Origin of the sequence: Vibrio mangrovi (assembly GCF_024346955.1) — a bacterium.
In the GTDB taxonomy this organism is placed as follows: Bacteria; Pseudomonadota; Gammaproteobacteria; order Enterobacterales; family Vibrionaceae; genus Vibrio; species Vibrio mangrovi.
Genome location: NZ_AP024884.1, coordinates 782,752 through 800,218, shown reverse-complemented (window position 1 = coordinate 800,218; position 17,467 = coordinate 782,752). Strand labels below are relative to the sequence as shown.

Annotated in this window: 15 protein-coding genes; 6 read left to right on the top strand and 9 right to left on the bottom strand. The window is 44.4% G+C overall.

The window, feature by feature from the left end:
* Positions 1 to 27: 27 nt before the first annotated feature.
* The 3 genes from OCU74_RS19815 to OCU74_RS19805 all read right to left on the bottom strand — a co-directional run bounded on the left by OCU74_RS19815 (position 28) and on the right by OCU74_RS19805 (position 3,983).
* The gene (locus OCU74_RS19815) at positions 28 to 1,419 is read right to left on the bottom strand and encodes a peptide MFS transporter (RefSeq protein WP_087482161.1); all 1,392 of its coding nucleotides are present in this window, start codon (positions 1,417 to 1,419) and stop codon (positions 28 to 30) included.
* 320 nt (positions 1,420 to 1,739) lie between these two features.
* Positions 1,740 to 3,023 carry a cellulase family glycosylhydrolase gene (locus OCU74_RS19810; RefSeq protein ID WP_087482160.1) on the bottom strand — a complete coding sequence of 428 codons (1,284 nt, stop codon included), beginning with the start codon at positions 3,021 to 3,023 and terminating at the stop codon, positions 1,740 to 1,742.
* Between the two features lie 513 nt (positions 3,024 to 3,536).
* Positions 3,537 to 3,983, bottom strand: a complete 447-nt coding sequence (locus OCU74_RS19805) for a DUF1353 domain-containing protein (protein ID WP_087482159.1) — start codon at positions 3,981 to 3,983, stop codon at positions 3,537 to 3,539.
* Positions 3,984 to 4,510: 527 nt separating this feature from the next.
* On the opposite strand from OCU74_RS19805, the gene OCU74_RS19800 reads away from it, so the two are divergent.
* The 5 genes from OCU74_RS19800 to OCU74_RS19780 all read left to right on the top strand — a co-directional run bounded on the left by OCU74_RS19800 (position 4,511) and on the right by OCU74_RS19780 (position 10,283).
* On the top strand, positions 4,511 to 5,473 hold the full coding sequence (locus OCU74_RS19800) for an alpha/beta hydrolase family protein (protein WP_087482158.1): 963 nt from the start codon (positions 4,511 to 4,513) through the stop codon (positions 5,471 to 5,473).
* Positions 5,474 to 5,838: 365 nt separating this feature from the next.
* Complete coding sequence (locus OCU74_RS19795; RefSeq protein WP_087482157.1) at positions 5,839 to 6,936, top strand: DUF6765 family protein; 1,098 nt, start codon at positions 5,839 to 5,841, stop codon at positions 6,934 to 6,936.
* Positions 6,937 to 6,968: 32 nt separating this feature from the next.
* Entirely contained in the window at positions 6,969 to 7,949 is a 981-nt protein-coding gene (locus OCU74_RS19790; protein WP_087482156.1) for a hypothetical protein, read from the top strand.
* Between the two features lie 61 nt (positions 7,950 to 8,010).
* On the top strand, positions 8,011 to 8,340 hold the full coding sequence (locus tag OCU74_RS19785; RefSeq protein WP_087482155.1) for a hypothetical protein: 330 nt from the start codon (positions 8,011 to 8,013) through the stop codon (positions 8,338 to 8,340).
* A gap of 302 nt (positions 8,341 to 8,642) precedes the next feature.
* The gene (locus OCU74_RS19780; RefSeq protein ID WP_087482154.1) at positions 8,643 to 10,283 is read left to right on the top strand and encodes a right-handed parallel beta-helix repeat-containing protein; all 1,641 of its coding nucleotides are present in this window, start codon (positions 8,643 to 8,645) and stop codon (positions 10,281 to 10,283) included.
* Between the two features lie 30 nt (positions 10,284 to 10,313).
* Here OCU74_RS19780 and OCU74_RS19775 read toward each other — a convergent pair whose 3' ends face one another.
* The 3 genes from OCU74_RS19775 to OCU74_RS19765 form a co-directional block, all read right to left on the bottom strand.
* Positions 10,314 to 10,838: a CesT family type III secretion system chaperone gene (locus OCU74_RS19775; RefSeq protein ID WP_087482153.1), complete on the bottom strand. Its 525-nt coding sequence runs from the start codon at positions 10,836 to 10,838 to the stop codon at positions 10,314 to 10,316.
* Positions 10,839 to 10,913: 75 nt separating this feature from the next.
* Positions 10,914 to 11,885 (bottom strand): M91 family zinc metallopeptidase, encoded by a 972-nt coding sequence (locus OCU74_RS19770; protein WP_087482152.1) that lies wholly within the window; start codon positions 11,883 to 11,885, stop codon positions 10,914 to 10,916.
* Positions 11,886 to 12,020: 135 nt separating this feature from the next.
* The gene (locus OCU74_RS19765) at positions 12,021 to 14,051 is read right to left on the bottom strand and encodes an NADPH-dependent 2,4-dienoyl-CoA reductase (RefSeq protein ID WP_087482151.1); all 2,031 of its coding nucleotides are present in this window, start codon (positions 14,049 to 14,051) and stop codon (positions 12,021 to 12,023) included.
* On the opposite strand from OCU74_RS19765, the gene OCU74_RS19760 reads away from it, so the two are divergent.
* Positions 14,042 to 14,749 (top strand): TetR/AcrR family transcriptional regulator, encoded by a 708-nt coding sequence (locus OCU74_RS19760; protein ID WP_200807770.1) that lies wholly within the window; start codon positions 14,042 to 14,044, stop codon positions 14,747 to 14,749. The genes OCU74_RS19765 and OCU74_RS19760 overlap by 10 nt on opposite strands.
* A 106-nt stretch (positions 14,750 to 14,855) precedes the next feature.
* Here the strand turns inward: OCU74_RS19760 and OCU74_RS19755 are convergent, their stop codons facing one another.
* The 3 genes from OCU74_RS19755 to OCU74_RS19745 form a co-directional block, all read right to left on the bottom strand.
* Positions 14,856 to 15,584 (bottom strand): carbon-nitrogen hydrolase family protein, encoded by a 729-nt coding sequence (locus OCU74_RS19755; protein ID WP_087482150.1) that lies wholly within the window; start codon positions 15,582 to 15,584, stop codon positions 14,856 to 14,858.
* A gap of 85 nt (positions 15,585 to 15,669) precedes the next feature.
* The gene (locus OCU74_RS19750) at positions 15,670 to 16,095 is read right to left on the bottom strand and encodes a hypothetical protein (protein ID WP_087482149.1); all 426 of its coding nucleotides are present in this window, start codon (positions 16,093 to 16,095) and stop codon (positions 15,670 to 15,672) included.
* 1,025 nt (positions 16,096 to 17,120) lie between these two features.
* Positions 17,121 to 17,318, bottom strand: coding sequence for a hypothetical protein (locus tag OCU74_RS19745; protein ID WP_087482147.1), 198 nt, complete (start codon positions 17,316 to 17,318; stop codon positions 17,121 to 17,123).
* Between the last annotated feature and the right edge of the window lie 149 nt (positions 17,319 to 17,467).

The following is a 17,467-nucleotide window of genomic DNA, read 5'->3' as shown; positions in this document are numbered from 1 at the left end:
TGATATGACTTAGTGAACAAGTAGCAATTATGCTGTTTGTGTCGCTTCTTCTGGTGTTTTATTGAGATGGGTAACTTGCTCTGCACCATGCATCCACAGAACCAGCTGATTGGAAAAGAGTAGTAAGAGGAGGCCGGAAATTGTTGCTGTGACAGCAATTCCACCGAAAATAGTCAGAGCACCAAAGTCTCCGACGTGCGCACCGATCAGACCGGCAACATAGTTGGCAATGGCGTTAAATCCAAACCAGACACCCATCATCAGCGAAGCAAGACGAAGCGGAGCCAGTTTGGTTGTCATGGACAAACCAATCGGAGATAGACACAGTTCCCCGATAGTATGGAAGAAGAAAGCACCAACCAGCCATAACATGGATGTTTTGACGGTGGTATCTCCTCCCTGTTCGAGTACGGCACCAATCATACACAGGAAACCGATCGCCAGGAAAAACAGCCCGAATGCAAATTTTACCGGTGAATTGGGTTCACGCCGGCCTAGTTTCACCCATAAGGCTGCGATTAGTGGAGCGCAGACAATAATGAAAAATGGATTCAGTGACTGAAACCATGCCGCAGGGACTTCAAAACTACCGATCATCCGGTCTGTATATTGTTGGGTATACAGATTCATCAGGCCACCGGCCTGCTCAAAACCAGCCCAGAAGACAATCACAAAAAGGCCCATGATGAGGATGACTTTCATCCGATCAATTTCTTCTTTCGTCAGCGGTTCTTTTTTACCGGAAGTCGAATTTTTCTGTTGTAAATCACGGACAGCGGCAGGTTTGCGGCCGATGTCTCCCAGCCAGCGTTGCGCGAGCAGCATTTGAGTCACCAGACTGATGAGCATCCCGATTCCCGCAGCAACAAAGCCAGCTTTCCAGCCAAAGTTGTTGGTGGCAATTCCGGAGATAATTCCAGCCAGTAATGCACCCAGATTGATTCCCATATAAAAAATGGTGAATGCACCGTCCCGGCGGTGATCACCTTCTTCATACAAATCGCCCACCATAGTGGAGATATTTGGTTTAAACAGACCATTACCGATGATCAGGAGTGTCAGACCAAGATAGAAACCGTGTGCTGCATCTAATCCGAGCAATTGATGAGGTATTGCCAGTGTAAATTGACCCATGGCCATGAATGCACCACCAGCCAGAATTGAACGGCGCTGACCGAAATAGTTATCGGCAAACCAGCCACCAACTAAGGGAGTAATGTAGACCAGCCCGGTATAGATACCATAGAGATCCAATGCCTCTTTGGTCGTCCAGCCCATGCCTCCGTTTAATGTTGTATCTGTGAGGTATAAAACCAGGATTGCCCGCATTGCGTAGTAAGAAAAACGTTCCCACAATTCAGTACCAAACAAAAGGAACAGGCCACGAGGATGACCAAAAAATTGATGATTATTGTTCATATTTTCTATATTTTGGTTGATTTTTAGCTTTTTATTTTACTTTATTGTTACATGGTGGGTAAATGATCTAATAATTTGTATAATTATCATATTTTATAATGTAATCGATTTAAGTAATTGAAAATAAATTGATTTTTAATTTCAATAGAAAAATAAGATATAAGCAGCGAACTAAGTTTTCATTTATGCAACAACGGGTTGCATATCTGATGCAGAGAGAAATAGTCGAAATAAAAGAAATGTGATACTTACATCATATGGAGATAAAAAAGCCAGCAATTGATGCTGGCTATATAAATAAGCAAGTCAGGGATGATGGTTTAATTTGTACAATTCCCAACCAGTGTCCAGGAGCCATCGCTGCCGGGCATTGAAGAGGTATACCAGTTTGCCTGATAAAGTTTATCCTGATAAACCATATAATCACCGGCGTTATTATGGGTGTAACCGCCGCCTTCCCAATCTTTGCTGGTCCAGTTCGGATAGATATTTACCCCGGAACAGTCGCCGGTTTGAGATGGATCGGAATTATCACCCGGGTTGTCTGGGTTGTCCGGAGTATCTGGATTGTCCGGAGTATCCGGGTTGTCTGGAGTATCCGGAGCGTCGTCGAGATGATGAGGCCAGTTTGCAATGATCGATTTCACTTTCGTACCGGATGGTGTCAGTGTCATGGTGTCCGGATAGAAGGTCGAAGCGCCTTCCTTCTTATCGTTGAGTGCCCAGTTGGCATTACTGAGATCATGATCTTTCAGGAAGTTAATCCAGGTGTCGGTTTCTGCTTCATTCACATTACCGTCTCCGTCTGCATTGACGGTGCCCCATTCGGTGACAAACAGAGCAATGCCATTGTTCATTGCTGTATTGGCTTTATCCCTTAAATATTGACCATGTGTGCCAGCATAGAAGTGCAGGGTATAGGCGATATTCGTGCCATTGATTGGATTCCAGGATGCTATATCCACATCCTGTGACCAGGTTGGTGTTCCGACAACGATCAGGTTATCCGGATCGATTGCACGGATGGCGGCGATGACTTTTTCTGCATAGGGTTTGATAACGTTATCCCAGGAAATTTGCAGTGGCTCATTGTAAATTTCATAGATGACATTGGGTTTGTCACCATACTTTTGAGCCATTTCCCGGAAGAAGCTGACAGCCTCATCGACATTATCTTCAGCATGATGGGAATGCCAGTCGATGATGACATACATATCGTTGGCAATCGCAGCATCGACAACAGTTTCAACTTTTGCTTTGTTGCCGGCCGGATCTTCAAGGTAACCACCTTCTTCCTGAATACCCATAGAAGCTCTGACGATGCTTGAATTCCATTCTTCTCTGAGCATTTTGACCGTTTCGGCGGTATAAAACTTTTCTCCTCCCCATTCATTATTACTCCAGAACAGACTGTTGCCGGAGAAGCTTTTGATAGTGTTTCCTGCATAGATTTTATTACCGGAAACCGACAGGGATTCGACAGCCCATGCTTGTTGACTTAAGCCGATAAGGAGACCACCCAGACAAGCAACAGCTAATTTCTTGACCGGGAAGCGGTGTTTCTTGATGGATGAACGTTGAGTTCGGGGGTGTAAATATGACATCAGGCACCTCTGATTTAACATGACCTACAGTAAATCTTTTGATTGAACAACTGACGGCAATCGTGTCGTAAGCCAAATTGTGTGAATGATAAAATTGTTGTTAGCAAATATATTGCACCTAAAATATACGCTATAAATATGAGAGTGCACACATAATATATACAAGTTGTGATGACATCCCAGAGACTTGAATTTTATATTTCTTCTTGTATCAGTATTGATGTTTTTCTGTTTTTGTTTGGTAAAAATAATGACAGGAAATTCATTTTTCGACGGTCGGAGTGATATATTTTCAGTAGATTTTTTTAGGGTTATTAATATTAAGGGTTTTATTTTTTTTAAAACGGAATAACGCTATTACACATAAAAGATAATGGAATTGTTTCGGAGAATTTTAGTCACCGATCCGAACCTGAGTTTAGCGTATTCATGGTGAAGGAACTGACAATAAGTCAGTTCCTGAATGGTTGAAAAGAAATATTGTAAAAATTTTGTCTTTACTGATTTGTGGAATTACAGACCATACTTCGATGGTTCTCTGCCATCATTCTGAATCATTCCTGCCAGTTCAGACAAGTACTCGGTATCATCTTCATCATTATCCCAGTAGAAATGCCCGAATCCTTCAACGGCTTCTCTCATCAAAACGGCCTTGATTTTTCTGACGCCCGACTCACGCAGCAGTTCATAGAATAGTTGATCGGCATCTGAGCGGCTCAGCATATGGGTGTAATAGAGCCAGTCATGGACAACGGCTGCTTTCATAAACCGGGGATTAAACGGTGTACCGATAATGCCATAAGCTGCACTGGGAATACTGGCTCCGTCATACTGGAAGAATTTAGGTACCCAGATTGCTTGTTCCTGATGTACAACGCCGAAGTCTTCAGCAACTTCATATGCTTCATCAAGTTTGCTGGCATGAGGTTCGACGATTGGAAATAAAGTTAAATTACTCATAGAAGTCTCCACATTAGAAATGATATTTACAGGTATGATTTCGCCTGTACTGCTGGAAGTTGTTGCTATCACGCGAATTCCCACTGTGTAGTGGCAAGCGGGATAAGCATCAGCAGGAGTACATTATGCATGTGTATGAGCATCTTGGGAGGGCAGTTTGCGAACAGATTTGCGAACAGAACCGAGAGATAATAGGAGGATATTCCAGGAAATAGTGCCCAAACGTCGGGGAAATGATGAAAAACTGCCAGTGTTGATACAAAATTTATGCATTACTTGTTTTTGTCGCATACTGGCGAAGATGACCGGCATCCTCGTACCCTAGGGGAAAATGCAGATAGAATGAAGGCTCTCTGAATCCCGTATTCTGAAGTTACCTGAGTATCATTGTATTCATCTGTACATGTCATCATATATCTACTGACTATGCTTTGTGGTAGCTTTATCACTACTGTACAAATTTTAAGTATTCTGAGATGACTAGATATTATCTACATTTACTATTTTTTTCTTTGATTTTTACTTCGATGTTTACCCAAGCGTATGAAGTCGGATACCGCAAGCATCAGGTCGTCTTTCAGAAAGCAAATGACGCCTTTCCTATGGCGGTTTTATATCCAGCCACCTCAGGAGCAAAATTAGTCGATTTCGGACCATTTAAATTAAGGGTTTCGATTGGTGGCGATGTTGCTCAAGGGAAGTTTCCTCTGGTTGTCTTGTCTCATGGCTCAGGTGGCAGCAGCTTGTCATATAAGGATATCGCTATCTCTTTAGTTCAGAATGGATTTATTGTGGCTATGCCATTACATCCGGGAAATAATTATTTAGATAACTCAATGGCAGGTTCAGTAAGTAACTATATAAACAGACCCAAGCATATATCGTTGGCCATAGATAATCTTTTATCGACTCCTTATATACACAACCATATTGAATCTGAAAAAATAGCAGTAATTGGACACTCTGTCGGAGGATATTCTGCTCTGGCCGCTGCTGGTGGAATTGCTAATACTAGTCATATTATTAAGTTATGTGAAAGTCACCTATCACTATCTGACCCTTACTGTTTACCGGTTCGGGAAAATTCTATCTATCCTCAATTAATAAATAGCCCAGGGGATGCACGAATCAAAGCATTGGTTTTAATGGCCCCGGTTGGTATTTTATTTAGATCTAAAAGCTCTTTAGATCGTATTCATATCCCCATACTCCTTCTCAGAGCTGAAAAAGATAAAGAATTAACTGAACCATATAACTCAGAAGTCATTATAGAAAATATCAAAGATAAAAATCAGCTCACTTATAAGATAATCAAAAATGCCGGGCACTATTCGTTTTTAACGTCATATCCCGAGTATCTGAAGTCAGAACTCGGAGATGTCGCTCAGGATCCTGAAGGGTTTGATCGGGCTGAGTTCCAGAAAAGACTCGGCGCTGATGTGGTTAAGTATCTTTCTGAAACTTTGGCTGTGAGTCCGAATCATGATTAGCAAGAAATACCCTCACATATGCGTTGCAACGCCTCCCAGGTATCATGGCCTGACATACTGATTTTTCTATCCATAATCACATTTATAAACATGCATCACAGAGAATATCTTTTATATGAGTGATGTGGACTATAATTTTCTATGCTTGTAGGAGATAAAACCATAATCAGATATGACGGAACGATGATGAAAATTCATTGATTTGTAATCAGATAAATTATCGTTGTCATATCAATAAATCTGGTGAAAAGCATTGGCGAAGATACTCTGATTATCCTGTATCGTCGTACTTTCAGATAAGCATATTATCTGAAGTGACAGGACTTAATCCAATTGAATGTTGATACACTTTTGGAGGAATTCCTATGCAAATTGACGGCCATCATGCTCTAACTTATGTCGTGGCAAGAATCGCCGGCATGGAAAAACAACAGGCTGAGAAGCTGGCCTACAGTGCGCAGTATGTTGATGAGGCAACCAATTCAAACCCGGTCAGATTCAAGAATGGCGCTATGTATGATCGCATTGCTTCGGCGCATAAGATGCTTGATTACAGGAACAGTTCCCAACTGGCAAATCATCTTTCCTGGATCCCTTTCCACTTTCTTCCCGGTAATCAGGGACTTCCCGCAGGTGAGTCTCCTCAGGGACATTTTACCAAAAGACTAGTCTGCTTTCCCGACAGTCCGATTTCACGCGATATGTTGCGGATGGTGATGAAATATCGTGAGCAGCCATTCGGGCTGCATATGTTTGGGATCGCCATGCATGTGTACGCGGATACATTTGCTCATCAGGGATTTGCCGGAATTACGCATGAGATCAATGAGGTCGAAGAAATTGAACCTGTCGGTCATCCGCATATTCAGGACAAAGGCCTGTGGGCCAGAGTCAAAGATGAATTTCTCAACTTCAGTCTTTCTTCCGTCGCTCCGCTGGGACACGGGCCTGCTCTGTCATTTCCGGATCGCCCTTATTGCCATTGGTCTTATCTGGATAGTGAAGACAACCTTGTGGTCAGAGACAACCCGCAAATATTTTCTGATGCTGCCAACCAGATGTATAAAGCGATACGTTGTTATCTGGCAGGAGATAACACAATGGTACTGGAGAATTACGACAACATCCCCGGTGTTCAGATGAATGTGATTCGTCAGGCATTTGAAACGATTATTCATGAAGAAGGTGAAGACCGTCATAAAGATTGGCTGCATTGGATTGCGATGAACAAGTTTGGCTTCGGAGAGGAGAAGATCCAGTTCATTGCCAAAGGAAAAGGCAGCTGGAAACAAGCTGCAAGAGGGAAAGCCATTCCGATTTTTGGCTCGGAAGACTTAGTGGCCTACAAATACAGAGAAGAGTTTCTGCATTCGGACTGGAAATATTTCCATGATGCGCTGAAAACGTTCCGTCTGGAAATAGTCAGAGATATTCTGCCTGAATATGGTATCTGTGTTGCCTGATGGTTCCCGGAACAACATGAAAATAAGGGTTGATGATGAAAAAGAGATACTTATTGGGATTATTGTTGCTGGCCGGTTGTAGTACCACGCCGACATCTCAGGTTTCAACGCTGGGAACCGTCACCAGTGACATTACCGTCAAGGTTGATGCGGTGATTGATGAATACAATCATGCTGCGTTAGAGCGTCAGTTAACCAATTACGCAGCCATTTACCGGGGAAAACATGCGAAAGATCTGACAAGTGAAGTGCTCCAGGATATTTCACTGCCTGTCTCGGTGGGGCAGAAGAAGACCTTTGCTATTTATCAGGCAAATCAGGGATTGGGTGCTTACGCGAAAGCGCTGAGTGAAGTTGCTACGGCGGCAAGTCAGGCTGATATCGATTTAGCTTCGGCGGATCTGTATGGTTCGATGGTCACATTGAATGATCGGTACGAAACGATTCGGGGTGATGATGAAGCGCTGTTTGATGATGAAACTTTTGCGTTGTTTTCCAGTGTATTTGCGGCTGTAGAACATGCCTTGATCGAAGATCAGCGGACCAGAATATTGCGGACGGTTGTGACACAGGCTGATCCGATGGTGAGCCAGATTTGCGATGTCATCATCGAACAGCTTAAGTCCGCCGGTATGGATGATGCGATTATTGCTTCCCGGCAATATGTTCTGACCGAAGAGATTTCAGATTATCAGCGTCGGGCAAAAGAGCCGATGACTTTAGACGAACGACGGACGGAGATGAAGCGTTTGTATGGGTTGCTTCAGGATGTACAAAGCTCCCGGCTATTAGTCCAGCAGGCTATTAAGTCCGTTGGCCAGGTTAAAAAATCTCATGCAGTTCTGGCAAAAGCGCTTGAAGAAAAAGAGTTCAGCAGTTCAGAAGTTGCGGCAACGATTGGTAAGCTGAAAGAGATGCGTAACCATTATCGTGATTTTGAATCACTCCTGTTGAGCTGTGAGAAAATTACCAAAAATGATCAGGGAATTCTCAGTTGTGAGGATACAAAATAATCTCTTCAGTTGGTCTCTGCCTAAGGGAGCACTGAAGTATCCGTGAATCAAGGGGGAAAGGATGTCAAATGAAACGATTCGTACCAATCTCGTCGATGCACTGAATGAGATGAACAAATTACTGGAAGTCTGTGAGGATGAAGATCAGCAGTACGAGATCCGCATCCAGTGTAAGACGTTGTTCCAGCAACTGGACCGGGTGATAGTGGCGACTCTGGATGCTGGTGCGGCAGAGTACAAGGATGCTTTGAGTGCTCTGAAAGATTTGACTTCTCTGGCGGTTGAAGGAAAAAAAGATCTGGAAAAAATGTACAAAGTTATCGAAAAAGCGGCAGATGTAATTGAGAAAGTAGAGAAATTGGTGAAGCATGTCACCAGACTTTTATCCTGATGTCATATAACTACTGAAATCGTGTGTGAGGGCTCGATTCTAATCCGGGTGGTTTTGCTTCTCTGTTGAAGTTTGGCCACCCGAAATGTTTCTGAATAATAAATTCACGGCAAAACCAATAGATACCAGTTGCTATGCTCATTATTGCCTAATGTGTGATATTGATTCAAAAATACAATAGATACCTTAACTATCATCTTAATGAATATTCTCACTAGAGTTTATTTGGGTTATTTATTCTTAAGTTAATAAATATATCTGATTCTTAAATAAAATCTGAGATGATTTTATAAGGAGTTCTTATGTCAGTTGTACAAGACAAATTGTTCTCCCGCATGATCATTATTATTGCAATTTGTATATTTGCTCTATATGCAATATACAGTCATGCGGCTTCGACCCCACCGTCCGATCCATATAATTATGATGTGATGGAGAGCCTGCTTATTGATAAACAGGATCCCGCATATGATTATACGCTAGGAGACAAAGCATATTACGTCAGCGCTGAAACTGGCTCTGATAGTAATGATGGTTCAGAAAATGCACCTTTCGCGACCATCCTTTATGCACTGTCTCAGGCAACCGGCGGAGAAGTTATCTACGTCATGAATGGTGACTATGGCGATCTGAAATTCGGAGCGAACTACTTTGAAAATAGTTCGAAGTCGACTCCGATCGACGAAGTGTTTACCGATTGGGTGACATTGAAAGCGATGCCCGGCCAGCATCCGGTATTGGGTAACGTTACTTTGGGCACGACACATGATGCCGGCGGATGGTACCGAATTGATTTTGCTCAGAAAGGTAACAGCGATCTGCGTCTGAGAATTGATGGATTCAAAATTACAGATAACGTCATTATTCGTGGCAGTCGGTATGTTGATATCCGTAATAATCAGATTTCCCAGAAAGGCGATTTTGCTTCGATGTCTCTGGAAGAAAAAAGTGATTATATGGCGAATGCCGGCGTACATATTTTCAATGGCCGGTATGTGAAGGTGCTTTACAACGAAATCTTAAATACCGGTGTTGGTATCTGGGCCATGACCAATGACTTAGTGGTGAAAGGGAATCATCTTCATCATCTGACTCATGACGGACTGCAATTTCATGGCGGCAGTAACTGGCTGATCGAAAATAATATTGTTCATGATCTGGACGATGGCATGTTCGATGGTGATGATGAAACCAAAGGCGTGAATATGCATGTGGATGGTATCCAGGTGTATGTTATTAACGTTGGCGGGACATCCTATGCCAAAAGGTTAGATAATGTCACCATCAGAGGAAATCTGTTCTATCACGTAGAATCAATGGATTTTATGATCAGTGGTCCTCCCCAATGGATTAAGGATTTGGGTGGTGGCTATGGCAATTTCTTTATTGAAAATAATATATTCGCACCATCGAATGGTTCGCTGATTATTCTTGGAGCCGGATTTGATGGCTTAGTTTTCCGTCATAATACCGTTCTTTATACACCAAATGATCAATGGCAAAGTGTCTGGGGCCGCAATTTTGGACAAACTTTTAATAACCCGGCAGCCGATGATTATTATATTCAGACATGGTGGCATGCAATTCTCGATCATCAGCCCGATTATTATTTCAATAATAATATTGTCGTGAATACCGGTGCGGTCTGGACCAGTGGTGGCGATAATATTAATGCCAATATGAATATTTACTATAGTCCGAACAATAGTGAAAAAGTGTTGGATGAAGGCCGTGGCTATACCACTGCGATTCCTCCTTATGTCACAATTGACGGTAAACTGCAGGATTATCTCGATGCAGGCCATATTCCCGGAGCACTTGAAGTGGGAAGTCTTGCTGTAGATAACGGCTATACAGAAAATGCACTACCGCCTCTGGAAACCGATTTTATGGGTAATCCACGGGATCAGGCTCCGGATATCGGTGCTATTGAGCTGCAATAATCAGACTTTTTAATCTTCCATTTTCCCGCATCACGACCTGTATACTGGTTTGTGATGCGGCGTTTGCAGTGAAGCAACCTGAGCTTGACCAGCGATGCCTAATGCGAGCTGAGGAGACGCGGGTATCCGAGGTGCATCGCCGGAGCGCTGTGACTGCTGCAAACGTGTCACGATTTTCTGACTGTTTTCGATAAATTCATTGAGTAAACGATGGAACAGGGCATCTCCCTGATGATTCTGAGCAAATGAAGAATCTGCAACCATAAATGTGTAAACCACTTCCTGAGAACGGTTGTCGTAACCGACGGTTCCGTTCAGCGTGATATCCTGATAAAGGTTCAGGGACAACGCTTCCAGTACCAGAGAAAAGTCTTGGTCTCCTTTGACGGTATGCAGCGGGCAATAAAGGATCAGTGCCCGTTTATCTGCTGAAAGTGAGATGACAATTCTGAGTGAATCTCCGGCATTCAATAGGCAATAACCCTCTGAATTCAGGGATAAATCCTTGTGATACTGTTGTAACCACTTATTGATTTTGTTGGTAAAGTCTTGCATAAACGGTCAATCTGCTCTTGTGGGTCAAATACAGGTGATAAACACTGCGTGGAAGAAGTAAGTATTCAGGTTGCGTTACACGGTCTTACCTGAATATTTAGGTCTGGGAGGAATCGGACCAAGCTGTCCTCCATTCTGCTCCGGATCCTGGTAATACTGGCGGTCTAAATCTGCTCTGAGATTATTTTCGGTCGGAATGTGGGCAAAAATTCTTTCTCCGGTCGGCAGACCCACGGTATTCGCTTCTTCACCACTGAGTCCGTCGATCCGGTTCCGGGATTCACGCAAGCCCTGTGAATTGTGGACCGCATGGATCAGCTCATGTCCGAGTGCCACCTCAGGAGGGAAAGGTACTTCTTCTTTTACTTTCAGGGGTGTACCTCCCGTATGTTTGCCATCTCCGGCACGTTGCATGATATCTGTCTGATAATCGATGAGGCTGATGCTGCCATATCCCGGCATGATTTGATTGGCTGCCTGTGGCTGAAAACTTGCGTTCAATGCATCGAAAGTGGTTGAAGTGGCTTTAATCCCCTGTTGAAGGCAGGGATCCTGAATTGCAACTTTATGTGGGATCGGCATGCCAAACATATTTTTGTCCAGTGCATGAAGAAGTTCCTGACCGGAATTTGTGGTTGCCAGCCGGGTTAAATGCTGGCGAGTATCGGCAATAAAATCTGCCATCTGAGCACCATTTTGCGGATAATCTTCTTTTTTTGATGGTGTTGGCGCAACTTCTCCATTCTGAGACTGCTTCGGGAGTGTGCGTAAGATCGCTAAGTTTTGTGCATGGGGGACTGTGGCTACGCTGGTGATTTTAAGGTCCGATTTCTGTGTTTCCAGCATTTCAGCGGTGATATGACGCCCGCTTGCCATCGGCTGTCCCAGTTGCCTGAGTTGCATCTCTTTACCGGCAGACATATGTGGTGGTGTCACTGGCATATGCGTTCCGGGTGTCACATCATGCCGAAGTGGCTGAGCACCAGCCTGCCCGGACTGTGGCGTATGGTCAACCGTAATAATCGTGTCATTTGTAATGCGGCTCATCTGCTTCACCTACATCAGGAAAATCATAACTTATTGCTATGAGTGAACATTTGCCGCCATTAGTTCGTTTTTAACCCGATTTTTTATCGCGCTAGCCGATTTGCGCCGGAAGACTTTATCTTCAGATGTTGCCGCTTATATCTGCATCGCTGTGACAGTTCCCTGATGAATGGCCCGTTTGGCATCCAGTTCTGCGGCGACATCTGCACCACCGATCAGATGATAAGGTTTGTCGAGCCCGTCAATCAGTGTCCGCAGCGGTTCCTGTCCGGCACAAATCACCACATGATCAACCGGCAGGCACTGTTCTTCCTCGTTGACCCGCAGCCACAGACCCTCATCATCAATGCGCAGATATTCACAGCCTGACATCATCTGTACACCTCTGTGTTGTAGTTCGGTGCGGTGTATCCAGCCGGTGGTTTTCCCCAGTCCGGCCCCGACTTTGGTATTTTTGCGCTGGAGCAGATAAATCTGGCGGGGAGATGGCAGTGGCTGGGGTTGAATGCCTTCGACACCGCCACGGGCGTGCAGCGTCATATCGATGCCCCATTCCTGCATAAATGTCCGGACAGACACTGGCATTGGCGGATGAGACAGATACTCTGCCACATCAAATCCGATTCCGCCGGCTCCGATAATCGCGACCTGCTTACCGACCGGTTTCTTATCCCGTAATACATCCAGATAACTCAGCACCTTGGCATGATCGATGCCGTCGATGTCCGGCTTACGGGGACAGACACCCGTAGCAACAATAATTTCATCGGCATCGGAGTGATTCAACTGTTCAGCATCTATTCTGGTATTGAGCCGGACATCGATCTGTAAGCGTTCCAGCTGGCGCCCGAAATAGCGTAGGGTTTCATTGAATTCTGATTTGCCCGGAATCTGTCTGGCAAGATTAAACTGCCCGCCGATCTCTTCTGCTGCATCAAATAATGTGACCCGGTGACCTCGCCGGGCGGCGGTGACTGCGGCGGCCAGTCCGGCCGGGCCGGCACCGATCACGTAAACCTGTTTATGTTGTGCGGCAGAGCTGAGTACCAGCTCAGTTTCATGACAGGCAAACGGGTTGACCAGACAACTGGCCAGCTTCCCGGCAAAAACATGATCGAGACAGGCCTGATTACAGCCGATACAGGTGTTGATCTCATCGCTGCGGCTATGTTGTGCTTTATAAACAAAATCAGGATCGGCCAGAAAAGGGCGGGCCATAGAAACCATATCTGCATCGCCTCTGGCTAACACACTTTCGGCCATTTCCGGGGTATTGATCCGGTTGGTGGTGATCACCGGAATGGTGAATGCCTGACGGAAATGCTTAGTCACCCAGGTAAACGCAGCCCGGGGAACACAGGTCGCAATCGTGGGGATTCTGGCTTCATGCCAGCCGATGCCGGTATTGATCAGCGTCGCTCCGGCCGCTTCAATCGCCTGACCGAGTTCAATAATTTCCTCCGCACTGGAGCCGCCTTCCACCAGATCCAGCATCGACAGGCGATAGATGAGAATAAAGTGTTCGCCGACCGCTTCCCTGACCCGGCGTACTACTTCCAGCGGAAAGCGCATCCGGTTGTGATAGCTACCGCCCCATTGGTCGTGACGCTGATTGGTACGTCCGGCAATAAACTGATTGAGCAGGTAACCTTCAGAGCCCATAATTTCCACTCCATCATAGCCTGCCTGCTGCGCATTGAGGGCTGTATGCACAAAATCGCCGAGCTGTTTTTCAATGCCCTCATCATCGAGAGCATGAGGTTTAAAGGTATTGATCGGAGCCTGAATCGCGGAAGGTGCCACCAGATTTGGATTATAAGCGTATCGTCCGGTATGCAGAATTTGCAGACAGATTTTCCCGCCTTCGGCATGAACCGCCTGAGTGATAGTCCGGTGGGCCTGAATATGTTCTGCCGTCACTAAACCGGGACTATGAATATGTGTCGCGCCTTCCGGATTGGGACCGATGCCGCCGGTGACAATCAGGCCAACACCACCTCTGGCCCGCTCGGCATAATAGGCCGCAAGGCGTTTTTCGCCGTAAGGAATTTCTTCAAGCCCGGTATGCATTGAGCCCATCAGCACCCGGTTTTTCAGAGTGGTAAATCCTAAGTCCAGTGGCTGAAAAAGATGCGGATAGTGTGGATGAGCCGGTGATGCAGTCATGGATGAAGTCCTCACGTTTTTATCTTGACAGTGTCAATATTGTCTATGATTTTGACACTGTCAAGATTCGTGCTAATTTACCTATCATGAATAGCGAAAAATCAAACTACCATCATGGTGATTTACGCCGGAGCCTGTTGCAGGCTGCCGGTACGATGCTGAGAGAAGCCGGTATTGAAGCGCTGTCACTGCGTAAACTGGCTGATAAAGTCGGGGTTTCACGCACGGCGTTGTATCACCATTTTCAGGATAAGAATGCGTTACTCTGCGCTCTGGCAGAGCAGGGGTTTCATCACTGGTATCAGTCCACCAGCCAGTTAATCGAATGTGCTGAGGCTGATCAGCGTGAGACATTCCGCCGCTTTTTCTACCAGTATATTCACGATGCAACCGCAGCGCCGGAAACTTATGATCTGATGTTCGGCCGGGCGATCTGGAAACAGGCGCAGGCGACTCCGGCGCTCAAGGAAATTGCTTATCTCTGTTTTCAGTATCAGGTCGATATTACCGCCCGCTGGCAACAGCAGGGGCTTTTCTCTTCACAGGAAGCGACCCTGCGGCTGGCTCAGGTTATCTGGAGTACGATGCACGGCTTAGCCCGGCTGGTGATTGATGGTGTCTATGCCGACAGTCAGCATATCGAGGATATGTGTGACTGCGCGATCCGGATGCTGGTTCAGCCAGCACAAGAGGAATAATAGTGACTGTAAATCATTGCGATATTGCCCGGTTAAACCGGGCGAAGGTTGAGATGAAAATTGAAAAGAATGAGAGTGGTTCGCTTCTGAGAGCCGGCCAGTGGAACTATATTCTGATAATATCCGTGTCACGGTTTTCGGTATCAACCAGTAAGATCCCTTCAGACTCACCGTCCATTTGTGCCAGCAAGTGACCGTTGGCATCCCATGAGGCAGAATGTCCGGTACCCATAAAATTGCCACAAGAGCCGAGGCAGTTTGCCAGCACAACATACATGTGATGTTGCTTCGCTATCTTTGAATAATGCTTCATTGCGCCTTCGAGGCCCGTTGAAGATTCGGCAACACTGGCAAGATACACGTTCGTTCCCATACTGGCGGCATTGTCAGCATGCTCGGGTCGCAGCGATTCGTAGCAAATAGCCGGTGCCAGCCGATCATTTCCGTTGTGTAATATAAGCTGTTCTGTGCCGGGAACAAAAAAGGAGAGTTCAGTCGAGTGGAGTAACTGCTTTTTATAGCTCGCCTGAGGTTTGTCTGCTGCAAACCAAATCATGCCGATCTGTACCTGATCTCCGGATAAAAGCGGAACACCGACACCAATCGTGACACCGTGTGTATCACTGAGATTTTGAAAGATACCGAAGTCGTTATCCTTTAACTCCAGAGCAAATGACTTTGCCAGCTGTGCTTCATACCCGGTGACAGACAACTCAGGGAAATAGACTAAATCAGCACCTTCCTGAACGGCCAGTTCAATCAGCGCCACATGCCGATTAATATTGTTCTCGAGATCACCAATCACTGGCTTAAACTGGACTGCTGCTACTTTCATGTGCACCTCTGCTTGCTCTGGAAGGGATAGGTTATGCTGTAGCCTACTACAACTTCATGGCAATGCATAATCAGTATTGTACAATTTATTTAACTAAGGCTTTACCGACCCAATATACATAAAATGCACCAATTCCTTTTTCTGATTTTCCGAGTGCAAACATGATTTCTTTTCCAGATTCGAATCCTTTAAATATATCTTTGTGAGAAACTAGACTATCTTTGTTTAATAAATATTCGTTTTTCTCTTTTTCCCAATAAAATGAAAATTCAGTTCCATCTATAATGACTTTTGCTGTATTGGGAGTATCAGATAACATTGAGCTAAATGACGTGTAATCATATCTACTTGCATCAATGATTAATTCATCACTCGGTTGAATTATATATACTTGGCCCTGCTGTCCCATTTGTATATGCTCTTTATCAACGACCAGGCGTTGTGGTGTTGACTTTGATAATACTGATGGTGAGAGTAAAATAAGACTAAATAATAATGTCAGTAATTTCATATGAGTACCTTGCTGTAGTATTTATTGTTTACCTTTGATTATTTCGTTAACGATATCATGTGATGACTTATAGAAAAGCATTCCTGTGTTATAGTCTATGTGGTATTGTTCCTTTGAAACCAACGGCCTTCTCCAAAATGGAAGTTCACGATATATGTTTCGGTTAAAATACACTCTGATACCGGCATAACGGCCAGAGCCTACTGTAGGTTCAATTCTTGATATTTCAGGCCAAGGTATTAATTTTTGATAACCAAATTTTACACCTTGTGAACTGGATATTATTTTTGCGTTCCATACATGGAATAAAATGCAACGGAAAAACAGACCGGTGATACCCCAGCTAATGAACAGAAAAATAGTGACCAACTGGTGAAATGCATCAATAACTGTCTGAACTAGAAGACTTGATATAAGAATGAAACCAATCAATGGACTAGTAATCAGTAGTATTTGTATGATTCGGTTTGGTTTAATTGTAATCAACGAATGTTCCGAAATATGTTTAAGATTGGATTAACCGCTAAAATCTGCGACATCATAGTTCTGTTTAATTTCACCGGGTGTGATTTTACAGAAATTATGTATTTAATGGAATATAAAACAGAGTCTTTAAGTCACTATTCTGCAGAGCTACTGACAAAGAAAAGTACGAAATTCGCTACGACAAAGTATCATAACTTATCACAACATGAAGTTGCACTTCGCAATATGCATCATTGCAAAATGAAAATAACTTCTCATATTACAAATTGAATATGGGCTTTATTGCAAGCATGTTAGGATCGTTTAGGCGTGAGTGATTATTTTATTCATATATAACAAAGAGTTATTTTTTTATAAAAAGTTGGCACGGATACTGCTCTATATACAATGACCCTTATTAAGCCGAGGGTCACCTAGCCAACTGACGTTGTTAGTGAACCAAATTTTGTTCATATTGACAGCCAGTCACACTTCTTGTGACTGGCTTTTTTTATTGTGCGGTACACAGCCGCAGCCCGGAAAACAAACCGATCAAAAACTTACATCAGGCTTTCCTCATCAGTCACATCGTAATACTGCACATAATGCGTAGTGATCAGGTTATTGAGATACAGCAATACATTCCGCAACTCCTGACTGTTCTGCCGCTGTTCGGCTTCAAACATTTCTTCCAGTTGGCGGAGGTATTCGCGGGCTTTCTGCGCAAATTCGTGATCATAGTGGATGGTTTCAAACATAGTAGACTCCGTGAGTTATTTTAAATCACCACACAAAGTTCCTACGCTCTGGGTGGTGAACTAGAACAAGGTGTAGGAATACCGCACTCACGATACGGCCAGCCAAGGCTGCCTTGTCCAGTCCACCATAATTCAGATGCACTGAGGCC